The sequence below is a fragment of the Rhodoferax fermentans genome (assembly GCF_002017865.1).
GTDB classification, from domain to species: domain Bacteria; phylum Pseudomonadota; class Gammaproteobacteria; order Burkholderiales; family Burkholderiaceae_C; genus Rhodoferax; species Rhodoferax fermentans.
In genome coordinates this window covers 3,089,930-3,107,926 of the sequence record NZ_MTJN01000002.1, presented here as the reverse complement: position 1 = coordinate 3,107,926, position 17,997 = coordinate 3,089,930, and the positions used below count along the sequence as shown (strand labels likewise).

Genomic DNA, 17,997 nt, shown 5'->3' with positions numbered 1-17,997 from the left:
GTTCAATGTGGGGAAGGCAGCGGGGTTGTGCAGCGACTAATCGGTTTCGTAGTGATGGTGATTCTGGGCGCAGCAGGCCTGGGGGTGTGGTGGATCAACCAGCCGCTGGCCTTGCGCGCGCCGGTGGTGGACTTGTCGATCGAGCCCGGTACCAGTGCGCGTGGTGTTGCGCAAGACGCGGTCGACGCTGGTGTGGCCACCTCGCCGCAGCTGCTGTACTGGTGGTTTCGCCTGTCTGGTGAATCGCGCCAGATCAAGGCAGGCAGCTACGAGTTGCAGGGTGAAGTCAGCCCGCGCAGCCTGTTGTCCAAGCTGGTGCGTGGTGAAGAAGCCCTGCGTGCGGTGACCCTGGTCGAGGGCCTGAGCTTCAAACAATTCCGCCAAGTACTCCAGAAAGCAGAGCAGCTTACCCAGGATACACAAGGGCTAGGGGCTGATGTGATCATGCAGAAGCTGGAGCGTCCGGGTCTCGCGCCCGAGGGACGTTTTTACCCCGACACCTACACCTACACCAAGGGCAGCAGTGACCTGGCGGTGCTCAAGCGCGCGTTGCACGCGATGGACAAACACCTGGCGTCCGCTTGGCAAACCCGTTCGAGCAACTCACCGCTGAAAAGTCCGGACGAGTTGCTGACCTTGGCCAGCATCATCGAGAAAGAAACCGGCCTGGCCAGTGACCGGCCAATGATTGCCTCGGTCTTCACCAACCGCTTGCGCATCGGCATGATGCTGCAGACCGACCCCACCGTGATTTACGGTCTGGGTGACAAATTTGATGGCAACCTGCGCCGCCGTGACCTGCTGGCCGACACCCCCTGGAACACCTACACCCGCGCTGGCCTGCCACCCACACCGATTGCCATGCCCGGCAAAGCTGCGCTGTTGGCGGCCGCGCAACCCGCCACCAGCAAGGCGCTGTACTTTGTCGCCAAGGGCGACGGCAGCAGCCAGTTCAGCGAGACACTCGACGCGCACAACCGCGCGGTGGCCAAATACCAGCTTGGGCGTTGAAGCGCGCCAACATTCTTTTTTTCATGACACATCACGGACTGTTCATCACTTTTGAAGGCATCGACGGCGCGGGCAAATCAACCCACATCGATGCCTTGGCACGCGCGTTTGAGGCGCAGGGCAGGGTGGTCACCCTGACACGTGAGCCCGGTGGCACACCGCTTGCCGAGAAACTGCGCACTCTGATCCTCAACGACCCCATGGACGCGTTGACCGAGGCGCTGCTGGTGTTTGCCGCCCGGCGCGACCATCTGCAACAACGCATCGAGCCCGCCCTGGCACGCGGCGAGGTGGTGATCAGCGACCGCTTCACCGACGCCACCTTCGCCTACCAGGGCGGTGGTCGCGGCTACGACTGGGAAACACTCCTGAATCTGGAGCGGATGATCCAGACTACACAAGGGCCAGAGGGTATTTTTGTGCGTCAACCCGATGTCACGCTGTGGTTTGAGCTGGACCCTGAGATTGCCGCCCAGCGCCTGGCCGGAGCCCGTGTGCCCGACAAGTTCGAGTCACAGAACGCCGCGTTTTTCAAACGTGTCAGCGATGGCTACGCCCAGCGCCTGCAGGCCGACCCGCAGCGTTTTGCCCGCATCAACGCCGACCAGGCGCGTGACGCCGTCTGGCAAGAAGTGCGGCAAGTGATGCAACACCAAGGCTGGCTGGCATGACGTCTGCAGACCAGACAACACCCAGTCAGACCGTGGCACCCTGGATCACGGCCCAGTTGCACAGCCTGCTGACACAGCGTGGCCACGCCTGGCTGCTGGCCGGTCCTTCGGGCCTGGGCCAGTACGAGCTGGCGATGGCCCTGGTGCGTGCCTGGCTGTGTGACCAAGCCGGGCCAGCTGGTGCCTGTGGCGTCTGCGCCAGCTGCCACGCCATCAATGTGCACGCCCATGCCGACCTCTGTGTGTTGTGCCCTGAGACCGTGCTGCTGGACATGGGCTGGCCCCTGGGAGAAAAAGCACAGTCCGAGATTGACAGCAAAAAACGCAAGCCCAGCAAGGAGATCCGCGTGGAGGCCATGCGCGACGCGGTGGAGTTTGCACAACGCACCAGCGCGCGTGGCCGGGGCAAGGCGGTGCTGGTGTTTCCGGCCGAACGCATGAACGTGTTCACCGCCAACGCCTTGCTCAAGACCTTGGAGGAGCCTGTCGGGGATGTGAAATTTGTGCTGGCCACCGACGCTGCCCACTTGCTGTTGCCCACCATCCGCAGCCGCTGCCTGGGCCACACCATGGTCTGGCCCGATCACGACACCGCCCTGCGCTGGCTGCAGGCCCAAGGTGTGCCTGCACCCCAGGCCGCCGTGATGTTGCGAGCCTCGGGTGGCCGACCGACCGACGCCTTGTTGATGGCGCCGGTGAGTGATCGCTGGCGACTGCTGCCCAAAGCGGTGTTGCGCGGCGAGGTGGCGGTGTTCAAGGACTGGACGCCAGCGCAGACGGTTGATGCGCTGCACAAGTTGTGCCACGACCTGCTGGCGCTCAAAAGTGGTGCCCAGCCACGTTATTTTGAGGTGGCTGACCTGCCCACACCGGGTTCCTGGCACAGCCTGAGCGACTGGGCCAAGTCGCTGGCACAAACGCGCCGCACGGTGGAGCATCCGTTTAACCCCGGGCTGATGTTGGAAGCACTGGTCAGCCAGGCGCAATTGGCTCTAAACTCCAAACCATGAACGCCACCACCACCCATGCCCCGGGCACACCACGTCCCAGTGTGATCCAGCTGGCCATCAAGGAAAAGTCTGCGCTGTATGCAGCCTACATTCCACTGTTCACCGAGGGCGGCATGTTCATTCCCACCACCCGCGACTATGTGTTGGGCGACGCGGTGTATGTGCTGATTTCCCTGCCTGACGAACCCCAGCGTTACCCGATTGCTGGCAAAGTCGCCTGGGTGACACCGGCCAAGGCGGCTTACAACCGCACCCAGGGCGTGGGTGTCCGCTTTCCCAAAGACGACAACGCACAAGCCCTCAAGCTCAAGATCGAAGAGATTTTGGGCGCGCAACTGGCCTCTGACCGCCAGACACAAACCATCTGAGCTGTCTGCCCCACATTGCGGGCAGATCCCACCTTGACCGATTGACAGACGCATGTTCACGGATTCCCATTGCCATTTGAATTTCCCCGAGCTGGTGTCGAACCTGCCCGCCATCTTGGACGCCATGTCACAGGCCCAGGTGACGCGGGCGCTGTGTATCAGCACCACACTCGAAGAGTTTGCGAACTTGCACCAACTGGCGCTGCAACACAAAAACCTATGGGCAACCGTGGGTGTGCATCCGGACAACGAAGGTGTTCAGGAGCCCTCTCTGGACGACCTGATCCGCTTGGGCAGCTTGCCGCGCGTGGTGGGTATCGGGGAAACCGGGCTGGACTACTACCGACTGAACGGTCGCACGCTGGCCGACATGCACTGGCAACGTGAACGCTTTCGTCTGCACATCTGCGCCGCTCGCCAGTTGCACAAACCCCTGGTCATCCACACACGCAGCTCCTCCGATGACACGCTGGCCATCCTGCGAGAGGAGGGCGAAGACGGCTCGGCGGGCTGTGCCGGTGGTGTGTTTCACTGTTTTACCGAGGACTGGGTCGTGGCCAAGGCGGCGCTCGACCTGGGTTTTTACATCTCGTTTTCAGGCATCCTGACGTTCAAGAGTGCCCAGAGCATCCGTGACGTGGCAGCCAAGGTGCCACTGGACCGTTTGTTGATCGAGACCGACAGCCCCTATCTGGCCCCCGTGCCGTACCGCGGTAAAACCAACAACCCGTCTTATGTGCCGTATGTGGCGCAGCAGCTGGCACAGGTGTGTGGTGTCACCACGGACGAGATCGCCAGACTGACCAGCCGGAACTTCGAGCAACTCTTTAACGGGGTGATAACGACATGAATACCCACATTTCAAACATCAGAAATTGCTTTAGAAACATCTTTTATTTAATTGTTTTTATTGGATTTTCATCAGTTCAAGCTGGTTCTTACGACGACTTTTTTACCGCCGTCAGGCAAAACGACGTGGGGACCATCACGGCCTTGCTGCAAAGAGGGTTCGACCCCAACACAGTAGACCCCAAAGGTCAGCCTGGCCTGATTCTGGCCATCCAGGCGGAGTCATTGAAGGTGGCCGAGGCGCTGATCCGTTGGCCCAGCACCAAGGTCGAAGTGCGCAATGCCGCCGACGAGAGCCCGCTGATGCTCGCAGCCCTGGCAGGCGATGTGCGGATGTGCCGGATGCTGATCGAGAAGGATGCCGACGTCAACAAAACCGGCTGGACACCCTTGCATTACGCCGCCACCCATGGGCATCTGGAGGTGATGAACCTGTTGCTTGAAGAAAACGCATACATCGATGCAGGCTCACCCAATGGCAGCACACCGCTGATGATGGCCGCACGTTACGGCACGCCGGAGGCCGTCAAGTTGCTGCTGGAGGCTGGCGCAGACCCGTCATTGGTCAACGAGCTTGGCTTGAGCGCACTGGACTTCGCCACCCAGGCCAACCGCACAGATTCGGCACAGTTGCTCTCAAACTTCGTGCGCCGCAGTCAATCCAAGGGAACCTGGTGATTGCCGCAGGTCTTGCGCCTGATATCGGGGTTAGCTTTTCTTACCTTCTAGTAGATACGATGTGCACAGGGAGTTTTCGAGATATTCACGGAAATCCTTTCAATTGAGTATATAGAGAAATTGTTTTTCAGGGCGACGAGATACTGTCCCGTGAGTTGTCCACATAACACCCGCGCCATGGACAAACTCACTGCGTGAGATTTGTTTCACAGTTCCACCCCCTCAATACCGCTACGCTTCGCTTTATCAGGGTCTACGACCCCGATACCCCGTACCAGGGTTTCCAGGGACTCAGAAGCCTCTCTGATGGCCTCTACTTGGCTTTGATAGACATGCACCCATGCCGGAGGTGTTTCGCCGCCTGCGAGGTCAAAGGCGTCACCAATGGACGCAGCTGCAATCAGTCGATCATTGAGGACATCGACGGCCCGAAGGAGGGCGCTCATTGCTTGCCCGCCTTTACAGAACCCGCTAGGTCGGTTTTGCGTGGCCTGCCCCTGCCCCGTTTTGGCGCGGGGAGGGTCTGGCCAGCTGGCCGAGCGAGCAGCTTTTCAAGCAGCGTTGGGGCACGACTGGCCACAAACTCTCCAGATGCGTCCTTCTCAAGACGGATAGTTTGGAGAGGTGACGACCCCCCGAGGGTGCCATGGGGGAGGGTCCTGACTCTGATTAGTTTCATGATGTGGAATCCTTGCTATGTTTTTTGAGGTGACTTGCTATGCTTTTTGAAGTTGACCTGATGGCGGTTTTCCCAATGGAGAAGGCCACGATCAGGGCCTCTGCGTTTTATTTATGTGCCAAAGTGTTCTAAAGATAAATCTAGGCGGGGCGGCTGCGCCGCCCGCCCGCCTGCGGCGGTCGGTGACGTGGCGGCGCAGCCGGCCGCGTCCGCGTTGCTGGTCGCAACCGGCTGCGCCACCACGCCATCCGCGCCACGCTGGAGGGCGCGTTGAAGCTCATTGGCTCGGTTGTATTGGCGCGTGAAACCTTCAGCCCGGCGCACCAGCAGGTACCACCAATTGGCGTCATCAGGCTTGAAGCTGAAGCCCTCAGGCGACCACAGCCAACCGGAGTGCATGCGCCATCCGTCCCAGCCGGGCTGCGGCAGCTCGTACATGCGCAGGATGCGGATCAGCCGGAAGGCGGCGTATGGCACCAGCACCTTGCCGGAAATCCAGTACCTGATCGTCCTGGGTGTGACGTGCAATTCTTTCCCGGCTTGCTCAGGTGTCAGGCCAGCATCAGCCAGCAGGATTTTGAAGCGCTCACCCAGCGTGGCGCGCATTTGTTTGGCGCGCTTGGGGCCTACATTCTTGGCATCGTAGTAGATACGATGTGCATGTTCTGTTTGAGAGATATTCACGGAAATCCTTTCATTTGAGTATAAACAGATACTGTTTTTCAGGGCGACGAGATACTGTCCCGTGAGTTGTCCACATAACACCCGCGTCTTGGACAAACTTTCTTCGAAAGATTTGTTTCAGCATTCGTTACCCCCTTCAAAACCGTTTCGCTTCGCTTTTATCAGGGCGTACCGCCCCGATACCCCTTTCAAGCCACCTCCCTAGCCAGTAGACCCTCACGAGGCACCAGAGGGCCGTATTCGAGGCTGCATGGCGTACGGGGAAGGGCAGCAGGCTAGGGCGGTCGGCTGGATAGACCCAGCGCACCAGGACGGCGGCTATCCGGTTGAGGCGGCTCATGGCTTGACCACCTTGCGTGGTCTACCCCGGCCCCGTTTTGGTACAGGCTTGACCTGCAGGACGGCGTAACGGCCCATCAGCTGATGCAGCAGGGACGACCCGGCAGGGTCTGGCAAGCGGCGAGGTTCATCAAAGTCAGCATCCCCGACTTCAAAGAAGCCATCGTCTTCATCGACATCAGGCAGGTCCTGAGTGACGGGTTTTGAGGGGTTTTTGTTTTTCATATTGTGGAATTTTTAGAGGGGTTTGAGGATTTGCTATCGTTAAAATAGCGCCAAAGCCTTAAATCGCTGGTGTGTGTGTGTGTGCCAAAGTGTTGTATAGATAAATATAGGCCGGTCGGCTACGCCGCCCGCCCGCCTACGGCGGTCGGTGACGTGGCGGCGCCCCCGCCCGGGGACGCTAGCGCAACCCCGGACGGCGTCCCCGACACGTCAGCCGGCCCCTGGAGCCGCTGCAAAGCAATGTTGAGTTGTTGGGCTCGCGTGTACTGACGACCAAAGCCATCAGCCCGACGCACCAGCAGATGCCACCAGTTGGCATCGTGGGGTTGGAAGCTGAACCCCTCAGGTGACCACAGCCGACCGGAGTGCATGTGCCAGCCGTCCCAGCCATCACACGGCAGCTCAAAAAGCCGCATGATGCGGATGAGCTTGTAAGCCGCATACGGCACCAGCACCTTGCCGGAAATCCAGTACCTGATGGCCCGGGGTGTGACGTGAAGGATTTTCCCGGCGTCTTCGGGGGTTAGACCCGCATCGAGCAGCAGGATTTTGAAGCGTTCCCCCAGCGTGGCGCGCATTTTCTGGGCGTTACGGGGGCCTACCTTCTTGGCATCGTAGTAGATACGATGTGCATTATGTTAAGTTATGAATGAGTGCTTCTAATTTTGTAAACAAAGCCCGCCGAGGGTTGTCGGCAGGCTTTGACTGAAGACAAACTCTTGGCCACCCTGTTCAAAGCTCGCCAGCGACTCTTTGGCGCAAACCCTTGAGCCGTCCCAGGTGTTTCCAGCTGACTGAGCTCCGACCCATCAAGCGCTGCGACTGCTTTTTTCCAGCAGGTTCAGCACCTGCTTGCGCAAGGCATCGTTTTCTTTCTCCAACTGGGCGATGCGCTTTTTTAGCGCTGGCACGTCGTCGCCTGGGATTGCGTCATGTGCTGTTCCCTCTGACTGATCCGTTGCATCGGCAGAAACCGCGCGTGGTGGGCGCTTGGCTTCGCGCACGCGTTTGGCGGCCTGTTTGAGTTCATCGGCACCGCCAACCGCTGCCGCTACCTGTTCTTGCGCAGGCAAACTAGCCACGGCAGCCGCCGCATTGAGGGAGATGGCGCCGGATTTCAGTGCTGCCACCACCTCAGGTGTGGCTTGGTTGCGGATTTTTTCGATCAATACCACCTGGTTGCTGCTCAGGCGCGCCGCTTTGGCGATGTCGTCCCGGCTGGCCAGGGGTGGCACCGTTGCGAGCTCCGGTGCAGATCCTGTGTCATCCCAAGGTGGGCTGCTGGTGTCATCCGCATCAGCCGTTGCTGGTGCGGGGGCTTGGGTGCGTGCACGTCGCTCCGCAATGATCTCGCGTTTGCGCAGTGCCAGAACACCACGCTGGAAGTCAGACACACTGCGCCGCCCCAGATGCTGGTCAATCATCCAAAGATGGACGTCTTCCATGCTTTTGAACAGTGTGTTTTGGATGGTCTGAAACGGCAGGCCATGCGCCTGGCAGATGGCATAGCGGTTGTGGCCGTCCACCAGCACCTCACCCCACAGCACCAGGGCATCCCGGCAGCCTTCGGCCAGAATGCTGCGCTCCAGCGAGGTGTATTCCTCCGGGGTCAAGGGGTCGATATAGGCTTTGAGTTCTTCGTTGACGATGATGTTCATGGGTGGGGCGTCTGGGCCAGGTTCTTTGTTGGATAAGGGGCGCGCATTGTAGGCAGTGCCCGCTGCGTTTGGGGCCGTTTGCACAAACCCGGCAAACACCCGGGCGTTGGCGCCCTCAGATCACCAGAAAACCAAGCACCGGCGCGCTGGGGTCGCTGAACGGCGTTCCCAAGGCCACTTCACCACGGCCATGCAGGACGCACTCCTCGCGGCGTAGCAACAGGTCGGCACCACCACCGGCAAACCGGATCCAGCAGCCGTAAGAACTGAGGTCCACCAGCACCACATTGCCATTGCGCCAGTCCAGGCGTGCATGGGTGCGGGACACACGAGCATCACTCACGACAAACTCGACCTGGTGGGTTCGGCCGATGTGGATCGGCAGGTCAAAGGCGTTGAACACCCTCTTTTTGTCGAGCCAGAACAACTCGATGTGCGCACCCAGAGCATCCCGGCCAGCAAAGCGGCTGGACAAGGCCTCACCGGCGGCAATGGTCAACAACTCCGAGCCCTGGTTCTCTTGCCACTCGACCTGGTACACCTTGCAGGACTCGGCCCGACCACGGATGTGGATGGGCCCGAGCATGCGAAAACGCTCGTCTGGCACATCAAAACCGTCTTCGATGGCGTCACTGTTGACCCAGATCTGGTGAGGACCGGTCAGCTCACTCAAGCGCGCAGCAATGTTGACAGCGTCGCCGTAACAGTCGTCGTCCACAATTTCCACACCACCACGGGCCACACCAATACGCAGCGGCATGTAGGCTTTGGGTGGCATACGACCCAGCAACTGCTGGTAGGAGCGCTGCAGGTCCATCACCGCCAGCACGGCCTTGGTGCTGTCGGTGAAAATGATCAACACACCATCACCCAGAAACTTGACAACCCTGCCCCCCTGGGCGCTGCAGCGCTGCGCCACCCACGCGGTGGCCTGGGTGACCAATTCGGTGGCCTTGGCGTTACCCAAGGCCTCGAAAACGCCTGTGCTACCAAACAGGTCAGCAAAAACGACGGTGGATTGGACACTCATACCTGTTGAATTCCGGTGGCTAGGCAGAGAGTTTAGGTCATGTGCATGACCGATCAAACATGGCCCCACACCAGCAGCACATCACGCCCATCGGCACTCAGATCGGCTTTGGCGCCCACCGGCAACAGCACCTTGGTCTGGACATGCCCATACGGCAAGTTGGTCAGGATCGGGCAACTCACCTGCTGCGACAGCCACTGCACCACACTGGCGAGCTTGAAACCCCGGTCATGTGAGGTGAGCTTGAAATCGGTGAACTGGCCGAGCAGAATGGCTTTTTGGCGCTTCAACACACCCGCATACAGCAGTTGGGCCAACAGGCGTTCTATGCGGTAGGGGTGCTCGGCCACATCCTCCAGAAACAGGATGCCGCCTTTGACCTTGGGAAAATAAGGCGTGCCCAGCAAGGATGCCAGCATCGTCAGATTGCCACCCCACAATATACCTTCTTCTATGTCAAATGTGCCTCCAGCCCTTTTGGAATCAGGGCTGATAGCTACCATTTCTGCATCAGACTGAGGCTCTTGACGCAGCTGACGCCAGCCGGTGCCCTCCCCTTGGCCACACAACAGGTCGTCAAAACAGGCTTCCATGATGTCGTCTGGCCCGTCCTGCGCGCCGAAACCCTCACCGAGTGCCGGGCCGGCCCAGGTGACAGCGCCGGTTTTGGCCAGCACCGCGCTCTGAAACGCGGTGAAGTCGCTGATGCCGACAAACTGCATGCCTTTGTCGATGGCTTTGGCAATCTTTTTGTAGCGGATATCGGGCAGCAGGCGCGTCAAGCCGTAACCACCACGAGACATCAGCGCCACGTCGGCACCGCTGTCTGCGGCACGGTGGATGGCGGCCAGGCGGGTGGCATCGTCGCCCGCAAAACGCTGGTGGCTGGCCAGGGCGGACTCATCCACCTCCACCTCGTGGCCCAGGCTTTGCAGCCGCTTGATGCCGCGTTTGAAGGCCGCCTTGTCGCGCACAGCGCCAGAGGGAGAGTAAATATAGATGTGTTTTTTCATACGGAGTGGCTTGGGCTCGACCCACATGGGCTTGGCAGGATTTTCAGCGAAGAAAACGCCTGTGGACCGGCGAGATGGCCTTTATCTGGATAAGGTGCGTACAAAGCCTCGTTTCCGAGTGCATCGGTTTGTGCGACCACGATGCCAGCCACACTCTGGGGCGCCATCATCTGGAGTTTGTGCGCCAGCGGCAAGGCCGACTCGGCCACCACCAACTGCACGGTAGTCAGACCCAGCCGTTGGATCAACTCCAACAGCACCTGGGCGTGCCAACCCAGGGTGTGAAAAGCTTTCTTTTTGGGTTTATCACTCTTGCCAAAACCAATCAGGTCCGGGCAGATGACACGTTGCGCGGCAGCAGAGGCTTGTTGAATGTGGCTGCACCAGGCGTAACTCCATTCCTGCACCCCGTGCAGGCACAGCTGGTTACCACTGGCCTGAGCAGCGCCCGTGTCCAGAAAATGCAAGCGCAAGCCCGCCAGACTGGGCAGGTCGCTGAGATAGAACGACGGGGCAGGACAGGCCGCCAGTGAGGCAAAACAACGCTCTGGCGTGCGCAAGGCATCCTCACGCAAGGCCCTGCCCGCCTGAGCCGCTTGTAATTGCTGACGGGATCGCTGGTGTTTGAAAAAATCTTGCAACAACCTGGCACACGCCTCCTGCAGCACACCGCCCTGAACCTGGGTGTGGTGGTTGAGCTGTGGCTGCGCGAACACATTGCTGACCGAGCCCGCTGCACCGGTTTTGGGGTCGGGGGCACCAAACACCACCCGCTTGAGGCGGGCGTGCAACATGGCACCCGCGCACATGGTGCAAGGCTCCAGCGTGACAAATAACTCACAGTCATCGAGTCGGTAATTGCCCAGGTGTTGTGCGGCCGCACGCAGGGCGGCGATCTCGGCATGGGCTGTGGGGTCGTGCGACGCGATCGGGGCATTGCGCCCCACACCGATGATGTGGCCGTCACGCACCACCACCGCACCCACCGGCACTTCACCCGCAGCCCCGGCTGCCTGTGCCTGGGCCAGCGCAGCCTCCATCCAGGCCATGTCGGCTGTCTCAGACACGTTTGATCCAGGTGTTATCACGGCGCAAGGGATAGGCGGCGTCCACCCGCGCCAAAGAGGGGCATGCAAGGCATCAGGCTTCCTCCCGGATCGCACCCACCAGCCCCAGACGCACCATCCAGTCCGCCAGCACACGCTGGTCTGCCGTGCCTGCGGCATAGGTGCTGTAGAGTGCCTGGTGTGATTCAGGCCGGTGTTGGTTGAGTTTGAGCTTGCATTGCCAATCCAGCACCTCCAGCTCAAACGCCACCATGCCTGCCATCATCTTGTGCTGGAAGTCCTCACCCAAGCCGCGCCATTGCTGCGCGTAAGCGGGGTCGTGTTCATGGATCAGGTGTTTGAGCAAGCGGTCCTTGTCATCAAAGTGCTCGATCAGTCGCGCCTGAACGGTGCACTGCACGGTCAGATAACTCCAAGTGGGCACCCGTGCGAGGTCCGGGTAGACACTCGGGCTCATGTAGGCCTGTGGCCCCATGAAGCTGACCACCGCTTGAGGGCGTGCCTGCAGGTAACGCCAGTGCGGGTTGGGTCTGGCGCAATGGCCGAGCAACAGCCAACGCCCCTCCTCTTCAAGCAAATGCAGCGGCAGCGGCGTGATGTAAGGCAGGCCCTTGTCATCCACCGAAATCAGGCTGGCGAACGGGTAGCTGCGGATCAGCTCGCTGGCATGCGAGGGGTCGGTGGAAGCGAACTGCGGTGGCACATACATGCGGCGATTATTGCAGCTCACCCCCGCCGCAACACGCCACATGCACTAGGCCAGGCTGCTTATTCCCACTCGATGGTGGCCGGTGGCTTGCTGCTCACATCGTAGGTGACGCGGTTGATGCCACGCACTTCGTTGATGATGCGGCTGGACACCTTTTTGAGCAGCGCGTAGGGCAACTCGGCCCAGTCGGCGGTCATGAAGTCGCTGGTTTGCACCGCACGCAGCGCCACCACATAGTCATAGGTGCGGCCGTCACCCATGACACCGACGCTTTTCACCGGTAAGAACACGGTGAAGGCCTGACTGGTGAGCTGGTACCAAGTTTTGCCGGTGGCCTCATCCACAAAGTTGTGTAACTCTTCGATGAAGATCGCATCGGCGCGGCGCAACAGGTCGGCATATTCTTTTTTGACCTCGCCCAGAATCCGCACACCCAGGCCCGGGCCGGGGAACGGATGGCGGTAGACCATGTTGTAGGGCAGGCCCAGCGCCACACCGAGTTCGCGCACCTCGTCCTTGAACAACTCGCGCAGGGGCTCCAGCAGCTTCAGACCCAGTTGCTCGGGCAGGCCACCCACGTTGTGGTGGCTCTTGATCACCACGGCCTTCTTGTTCTTGGCGCCACCGGACTCGATCACATCCGGATAAATGGTGCCTTGGGCCAACCACTTTGCTCCTTTTTTTGAAGCATCTGATGCTTTTAGTGCAAGGGCTTGCGCCTTAAAAACCTCTACAAACTCACGGCCAATGATCTTGCGTTTGGCTTCCGGCTCGCTGACCCCGGCCAGATGGCCCAGGAACTGGTCGGCAGCGTCTACACGCACCACTTTGGCGTGTAACTTGCCAACAAACATGTCCATCACCATGTCGCCTTCGTTCAGGCGCAGCAAGCCGTGATCGACAAACACGCAGGTGAGCTGGTCACCAATGGCGCGGTGGATCAGGGCAGCAGCCACCGAAGAATCAACACCGCCGGACAGGCCCAGAATGACTTCCTCGTCACCGACCTGGGCGCGGATTTTCTCGACCGCTTCGCTGATGTAGTCACCCATGATCCAGTCGGCACGTGTGCCGCAGATGTCCAGCACAAAACGCTCCAGAATCGCCGCGCCACGTTTGGTGTGGGTGACTTCGGGGTGGAATTGCACCGCGTAAAAACGTCGTTCCTCGTCGGCCATGCCAGCGATCGGGCAGCTGTCGGTGCTGGCCATCAGCTTGAAGCCAGGAGGCAGTTCGGTGACCTTGTCGCCATGGCTCATCCAGACCTGCAACATGCCGTGCCCCATGGGGGTTCTGTAGTCCTGAATGCCGCTCAGCAAAGCGGTGTGGCCATGAGCCCGCACATCGGCGTGGCCAAACTCGCGCTGGTGACCACTGGTCACCACACCACCGAGCTGGTGTGCCATGGCTTGCATGCCATAACAAATGCCCAGCACTGGCAAGCCCAACTCAAACACCACTTGGGGTGCCTTGTCGGTGGTTTCTTCGTAGATGCTGGCGTGGCTGCCCGACAGGATGATGCCTTTGAGGCTGCCGTCGCGCGCATAGTCACGAATCCACTCGTCACTCACATCACACGGGTGGACCTCACAAAACACATGCGCTTCACGGATGCGCCGCGCAATCAGCTGGGTGACTTGAGAGCCGAAGTCAAGGATGAGAATTTTTTGATGCATTCAATAGCTCCGGAAAATGGTTGACAGTAGCCAGAAACACCGTGGAACCGGCTTCGCCGGGCAACTGGTGTTGCCCCCTGCAAGGGGGGTGGCGCAGCGACACGAAGTGCGCGCAGCCTGGGGGTGTGCCTAGTCCGCCCTGTAGTTAGGCGCTTCTTTGGTGATCTGCACATCGTGCACATGGCTTTCGCGGATACCGGCTGAGGTGATTTCGACAAACTCGGCCTTGTTCTGCATCTCTTCGATGGTGGCACAGCCACAGTAACCCATGCTGGCACGCAAGCCACCGGCCATCTGGAACACGATGGCGACCATCGAGCCCTTGTACGGCACGCGGCCTTCAATGCCTTCGGGCACCAGCTTGTCGGCATTGGGGTTGCCGCTGCTGGACTCCTGGAAATAACGGTCAGCACTGCCCTGTTGCATGGCGCCAATCGAACCCATGCCACGGTAGCTCTTGTAGCTGCGGCCTTGGAACAGGATCACTTCACCAGGTGCTTCTTCGGTACCGGCAAACATGCCCCCCATCATCACCGTGCCAGCGCCGGCCGCGATGGCTTTGGCTATATCACCGCTGAAACGGATGCCACCGTCGGCAATCAGGGGCACACCGGTGCCTTTGAGCGCGGTAGCCACACTGTCGATGGCCATGATTTGTGGCACACCCACACCCGCCACAATGCGTGTGGTGCAGATGGAGCCGGGACCAATGCCGACCTTGACTGCATCCGCACCAGCCTCAACCAAGGCCAATGCCGCAGCACCGGTGGCGATGTTGCCGCCGATCACTTCGACTTGCGGAAAATTCTGTTTGACCCAGCGCACCCGGTCAATCACGCCTTTGCTGTGGCCGTGTGCAGTGTCCACCACAATCGCGTCCACGCCGGCGCGGGCCAGCAGCTCCACGCGTTCTTCGGTGCCCTCACCCACGCCCACAGCGGCTGCCACACGCAGTTTGCCATGCGCGTCACGGGCGGCATTCGGAAAGCTGGTCTGTTTGGTGATGTCCTTGACGGTGATCAGACCCTTGAGCTCAAACGCATCATTGACCACCAGCAAACGCTCGATCTTGTGCTGGTTCAGCAGCACCTTGGCCTGGGCCAGCGTGGTGCCGTCGGGCACGGTGACCAGCTTGTCACGCGGTGTCATGATGTGGCTGACCGGCAGGTCATATCGTGTCTCAAAGCGCAGGTCACGCCCGGTGACAATGCCCGCCACCTTGCCGCCATCGATCACCGGGAAACCCGACACACCCAGTTGTTCAGACAGAGCCATCACCTGGCGCACCGTGTGTTCAGGTGTGATTACCACCGGATCGCGCAACACGCCGGACTCGTAACGCTTGACCTTGGACACCTTGGCAGCCTGTTGCTGAGCGGTCATGTTTTTGTGCACCACACCGATGCCGCCTTCTTGCGCGATGGCAATCGCCAGGCGCGACTCGGTCACCGTGTCCATGGCGGCCGACACCAGGGGCAGGTTCAAAGCGATATTGCGGGTAAACAGGGTGGAAAGCGAGGTGTCCTTGGGAAGGACTTGGGAGTACGCAGGCACCAACAAAACATCGTCGAAGGTGAGCGCTTTGCCAATCAGGCGCATGGTTTAAGCTCCAAATCGTCAATTGTATCTGGCCTGATCAGTAGGAGTCCCCCGCCACACGAGCAACGTGTGCAGCCCTGTCCAAGACGACACTGTTGCGACAAAACCGCACGAAAACACAGCGCCCAAGACCGAGTGGCATAAACTTGCGCCCCATGAACCCATTGATCCGCTCTTTCACAGTTGTTGCAGCCCTGTTGCTTTCCACAGCGGCCATGGCGCAATGGCAATGGCTGGACACGGATGGCCGCAAGGTGTTCAGCGACCGCGCACCACCACCCAGCATCCCCGACAAAAACATCCTAAAACGCCCCGGCGGAGCGCGGGTCGCGCCAACACTGGCCAACCAGGACAGTCCGGAGGCCACCGCTGGCGCGCCAGCAGCTGCCACCAGCAGCGCACCCAAAATCAGCGGTGTCGACAAAGAGCTGGCTGACAAGAAGAAAAAAGCCGAGCAGGAAGAAGCAGCCAAACGCAAGGCCGAAGAAGACAAACTGGCCAAAGCCAAGGCTGAGAACTGCACCCGCGCCAAACAGGCCAAGACCAGTTACGACTCAGGCGTGCGCATCGCACATGTCAACAAACAGGGTGAACGCGAGATCATCGACGATGCCACCCGGGCGGCTGAGTCCAAACGTATTCAGGCCATCATTGATGCCGATTGCAAGTGATCTGGCAGCGCAACAGCACTGGATTTAATAACCCGCTTTGGCGCCAGGGCGTTTTTTGACAAACAGGCCCGCGGCGCGTGCCCCCTGCTTCACAAAACGTTCACGACGCGCCACTTTGGGATCCACCCGAAGCGGACGGTAGATCTCCACGCGGTCCTGATCACAGAGTGTGTGTGTTAAACCTACCTGGCGACCCCAGACCCCCATCCGTATCTTGTGGGGGTTCAGCTCGGGAAAACTCTGAAGCAGGCCACTGAGCTGCAAGGCATCGCCCACACAACTGGCTTCAGCCAAGCTCAGAGCCACTTCGTGGACTTCACGCGCCGCTGGCGCATACACGACACACACCCGTATCACTGACTCACTCGCCGTAGACCTGTTTGGCACGGTTGATGAAGGCGTCGACCATGTTGCTGGCAATCTTGTCAAACACCGGACTGATGAGTTTGCCCAGGGTGCTGTCAAAACCGTACTGCAAGACCAGCTCCACTCGGCAGGCACGTTGATCCACGCCCAGCGGCACAAAGTTCCAGTCACCTTCCAGTTTGGAAAAAGGGCCGTTGACCAGTTTGATGATCACCTGCCGGTCCACGACATGGGTGTTTCTGGTGGTGAAGGTTTGGTGAATGCCACCAAACGCGATACCAATTTCGGCCAGCATGCCGTTTTCTTCGTGGTTGACCACCCGGGCCTTGTCACACCAGGGTAAGAATTGGGGGTAGGCGTCCACATCCACCACCAGTCGGTACATTTCTGCAGGGCTGTACCAAATTAAAACGGACTTTTTGACAGTTTTCATAGAATGGAGCTTTGCGCGGGATTGTAGTCAAGCCTGGTTCGCATTCATTCCCACTCAAGCTCTCCCCCATGGCCAAAAAACCCGACACCGCAACCCGCATTGCTGACAACAAAAAAGCGGCATTCAATTACTTTTTTGAGGAACGCTTTGAAGCCGGCATCGTGCTCGAAGGCTGGGAGGTCAAATCCCTGCGTGAAGGCAAGGTGCAACTGACCGACGGCTATGTCGTCATCCGCAATGGTGAGTTGTTCATCATCGGCCTGCAGATCCAGCCTTTGGGCACCGCATCCACCCACATCACGCCGGACAAACAGCGCACCCGCAAACTGCTGATGCACCGGGAAGAGATCAAACGCCTGATTGGCAAGGTCGAGCAAAAAGGCTACACCCTGGTGCCGATCAACCTGCACTGGAAAGCGGGCAAGATCAAGTGTGAAGTGGCACTGGCCAAGGGCAAGGCCGAGCACGACAAGCGCGACACCATCAAGGACCGCGAAGGCAAGCGCGAAGTGGAACGCGCCATGAAGTCACGCCAGCGCTGAACGCGGGTGAGCGATGGTTTTAACCGTCGCTGAGCCATCGAAGATCTGCTGTTGGATCAGCGGTGTTCATTTTCATTATTTTGATGAAGTCGCTTGCAAATAAATCGTACGCTATGTATAATTCAGCCATGCCTTCACATACACCGCCTTTACCAATTCAGCCTGAGCCGTCGCTGCTTCTGAGTGAGCAGTTGTGTTTTGCCTTGTATTCGACGATGTTGGGGATGAACAAGGTCTACCGCAAGTCCTTGCAACCCTTGGGTATCACCTATCCGCAGTACCTTGTACTGATGGTGTTGTGGGAGCGTGATGCCATGACGGTCTCCGAAATTGGTGAGCGCCTTTTCCTGGATTCGGCGACCTTGACACCGTTGCTCAAACGCATGGAAAAGCAGGAACTGTTGCAACGGGTTCGTGCCAAAGCCGACGAACGCCAGGTGATCATCAGCCTGACGTCCAAAGGTCGTGAGCTCCAGGAGCCCGCCAAAACAATGGCTTTGGGTGTGTTCTGTGCCACTGAAAGCACCCCTGATGAACTGATCGCCCTGCGCGACAGTTTGCTGATTTTGCGAAAAAGGCTGTTCAAAAATGCATGATCACAGTGAGCACTGCATCAAAGAACAGAGTTTTTGAAGTTTGTATATAGCACGCTATTTAATAGCAATCTATTTCTGTTGACGTGGCGCATCAACAGACCCAAAAGTCGCCGAGTTGCTAAA

22 protein-coding genes are annotated in these 17,997 nt (G+C 59.2%); 9 read left to right on the top strand and 13 right to left on the bottom strand.

What is annotated here, in order from left to right; all coding sequences use genetic code 11:
• The first annotated feature begins 27 nt into the window (after nucleotides 1–27).
• The 6 genes from mltG to RF819_RS14535 are packed head-to-tail and all read left to right on the top strand — an operon-like array spanning nucleotide 28 to nucleotide 4,587.
• Nucleotides 28–1,011, top strand: coding sequence for an endolytic transglycosylase MltG (gene mltG, locus RF819_RS14560; protein ID WP_280522501.1), 984 nt, complete (start codon nucleotides 28–30; stop codon nucleotides 1,009–1,011).
• Nucleotides 1,012–1,034: 23 nt separating this feature from the next.
• The gene (gene tmk / locus RF819_RS14555) at nucleotides 1,035–1,682 is read left to right on the top strand and encodes a dTMP kinase (protein WP_078366965.1); all 648 of its coding nucleotides are present in this window, start codon (nucleotides 1,035–1,037) and stop codon (nucleotides 1,680–1,682) included.
• On the top strand, nucleotides 1,679–2,692 hold the full coding sequence (locus RF819_RS14550) for a DNA polymerase III subunit delta' (RefSeq protein WP_078365646.1): 1,014 nt from the start codon (nucleotides 1,679–1,681) through the stop codon (nucleotides 2,690–2,692). The genes tmk and RF819_RS14550 overlap by 4 nt, the downstream gene beginning before the upstream one ends.
• Nucleotides 2,689–3,060: a PilZ domain-containing protein gene (locus RF819_RS14545; RefSeq protein WP_078365645.1), complete on the top strand. Its 372-nt coding sequence runs from the start codon at nucleotides 2,689–2,691 to the stop codon at nucleotides 3,058–3,060. The genes RF819_RS14550 and RF819_RS14545 overlap by 4 nt, the downstream gene beginning before the upstream one ends.
• A gap of 52 nt (nucleotides 3,061–3,112) precedes the next feature.
• Nucleotides 3,113–3,910, top strand: coding sequence for a TatD family hydrolase (locus RF819_RS14540; protein WP_078365644.1), 798 nt, complete (start codon nucleotides 3,113–3,115; stop codon nucleotides 3,908–3,910).
• Entirely contained in the window at nucleotides 3,907–4,587 is a 681-nt protein-coding gene (locus tag RF819_RS14535; protein ID WP_078365643.1) for an ankyrin repeat domain-containing protein, read from the top strand. The genes RF819_RS14540 and RF819_RS14535 overlap by 4 nt, the downstream gene beginning before the upstream one ends.
• 206 nt (nucleotides 4,588–4,793) lie before the next feature.
• On the opposite strand, the gene RF819_RS14530 is transcribed toward RF819_RS14535, so the two are convergent.
• From RF819_RS14530 to guaB, 11 genes are all read right to left on the bottom strand, one after another.
• Nucleotides 4,794–5,033: a hypothetical protein gene (locus tag RF819_RS14530; RefSeq protein WP_078365642.1), complete on the bottom strand. Its 240-nt coding sequence runs from the start codon at nucleotides 5,031–5,033 to the stop codon at nucleotides 4,794–4,796.
• 344 nt (nucleotides 5,034–5,377) lie between these two features.
• Nucleotides 5,378–5,950 (bottom strand): VC1465 family Xer recombination activation factor, encoded by a 573-nt coding sequence (locus RF819_RS14525; RefSeq protein WP_078365641.1) that lies wholly within the window; start codon nucleotides 5,948–5,950, stop codon nucleotides 5,378–5,380.
• Nucleotides 5,951–6,286: 336 nt separating this feature from the next.
• Complete coding sequence (locus tag RF819_RS21095; protein ID WP_143541721.1) at nucleotides 6,287–6,514, bottom strand: hypothetical protein; 228 nt, start codon at nucleotides 6,512–6,514, stop codon at nucleotides 6,287–6,289.
• 119 nt (nucleotides 6,515–6,633) lie between these two features.
• Nucleotides 6,634–7,092, bottom strand: coding sequence for a VC1465 family Xer recombination activation factor (locus RF819_RS14520; RefSeq protein ID WP_078365639.1), 459 nt, complete (start codon nucleotides 7,090–7,092; stop codon nucleotides 6,634–6,636).
• 231 nt (nucleotides 7,093–7,323) lie between these two features.
• Complete coding sequence (locus RF819_RS14515) at nucleotides 7,324–8,172, bottom strand: ParB N-terminal domain-containing protein (RefSeq protein WP_078366964.1); 849 nt, start codon at nucleotides 8,170–8,172, stop codon at nucleotides 7,324–7,326.
• A gap of 115 nt (nucleotides 8,173–8,287) precedes the next feature.
• A complete protein-coding gene (locus RF819_RS14510) occupies nucleotides 8,288–9,202 on the bottom strand; it encodes an adenylate/guanylate cyclase domain-containing protein (protein ID WP_078365638.1) in 915 nt (304 codons plus the stop codon).
• A 53-nt stretch (nucleotides 9,203–9,255) separates the two neighbouring features.
• Complete coding sequence (locus RF819_RS14505; protein ID WP_078365637.1) at nucleotides 9,256–10,215, bottom strand: LD-carboxypeptidase; 960 nt, start codon at nucleotides 10,213–10,215, stop codon at nucleotides 9,256–9,258.
• Nucleotides 10,212–11,282 (bottom strand): tRNA adenosine(34) deaminase TadA, encoded by a 1,071-nt coding sequence (gene tadA / locus RF819_RS14500; RefSeq protein ID WP_078365636.1) that lies wholly within the window; start codon nucleotides 11,280–11,282, stop codon nucleotides 10,212–10,214. The genes RF819_RS14505 and tadA overlap by 4 nt, the downstream gene beginning before the upstream one ends.
• Nucleotides 11,283–11,355: 73 nt before the next feature.
• On the bottom strand, nucleotides 11,356–11,991 hold the full coding sequence (locus RF819_RS14495) for an FMN-binding negative transcriptional regulator (protein WP_078365635.1): 636 nt from the start codon (nucleotides 11,989–11,991) through the stop codon (nucleotides 11,356–11,358).
• Nucleotides 11,992–12,050: 59 nt separating this feature from the next.
• The gene (guaA, locus tag RF819_RS14490) at nucleotides 12,051–13,667 is read right to left on the bottom strand and encodes a glutamine-hydrolyzing GMP synthase (protein ID WP_078365633.1); all 1,617 of its coding nucleotides are present in this window, start codon (nucleotides 13,665–13,667) and stop codon (nucleotides 12,051–12,053) included.
• A 129-nt stretch (nucleotides 13,668–13,796) separates the two neighbouring features.
• Nucleotides 13,797–15,266, bottom strand: coding sequence for an IMP dehydrogenase (gene guaB / locus RF819_RS14485; protein ID WP_078365632.1), 1,470 nt, complete (start codon nucleotides 15,264–15,266; stop codon nucleotides 13,797–13,799).
• Between the two features lie 155 nt (nucleotides 15,267–15,421).
• On the opposite strand from guaB, the gene RF819_RS14480 reads away from it, so the two are divergent.
• Nucleotides 15,422–15,937 carry a DUF4124 domain-containing protein gene (locus RF819_RS14480; protein WP_078365631.1) on the top strand — a complete coding sequence of 172 codons (516 nt, stop codon included), beginning with the start codon at nucleotides 15,422–15,424 and terminating at the stop codon, nucleotides 15,935–15,937.
• Nucleotides 15,938–15,961: 24 nt separating this feature from the next.
• Here the strand turns inward: RF819_RS14480 and RF819_RS14475 are convergent, their stop codons facing one another.
• Complete coding sequence (locus RF819_RS14475) at nucleotides 15,962–16,294, bottom strand: RnfH family protein (RefSeq protein WP_078365629.1); 333 nt, start codon at nucleotides 16,292–16,294, stop codon at nucleotides 15,962–15,964.
• 4 nt (nucleotides 16,295–16,298) lie between these two features.
• Nucleotides 16,299–16,736 (bottom strand): type II toxin-antitoxin system RatA family toxin, encoded by a 438-nt coding sequence (locus tag RF819_RS14470; protein WP_078365628.1) that lies wholly within the window; start codon nucleotides 16,734–16,736, stop codon nucleotides 16,299–16,301.
• A gap of 68 nt (nucleotides 16,737–16,804) precedes the next feature.
• On the opposite strand from RF819_RS14470, the gene smpB reads away from it, so the two are divergent.
• Nucleotides 16,805–17,278, top strand: a complete 474-nt coding sequence (gene smpB, locus RF819_RS14465; protein WP_078365627.1) for an SsrA-binding protein SmpB — start codon at nucleotides 16,805–16,807, stop codon at nucleotides 17,276–17,278.
• Between the two features lie 128 nt (nucleotides 17,279–17,406).
• Nucleotides 17,407–17,874 carry a MarR family winged helix-turn-helix transcriptional regulator gene (locus RF819_RS14460; protein WP_078365626.1) on the top strand — a complete coding sequence of 156 codons (468 nt, stop codon included), beginning with the start codon at nucleotides 17,407–17,409 and terminating at the stop codon, nucleotides 17,872–17,874.
• Nucleotides 17,875–17,997 lie beyond the last annotated feature (123 nt).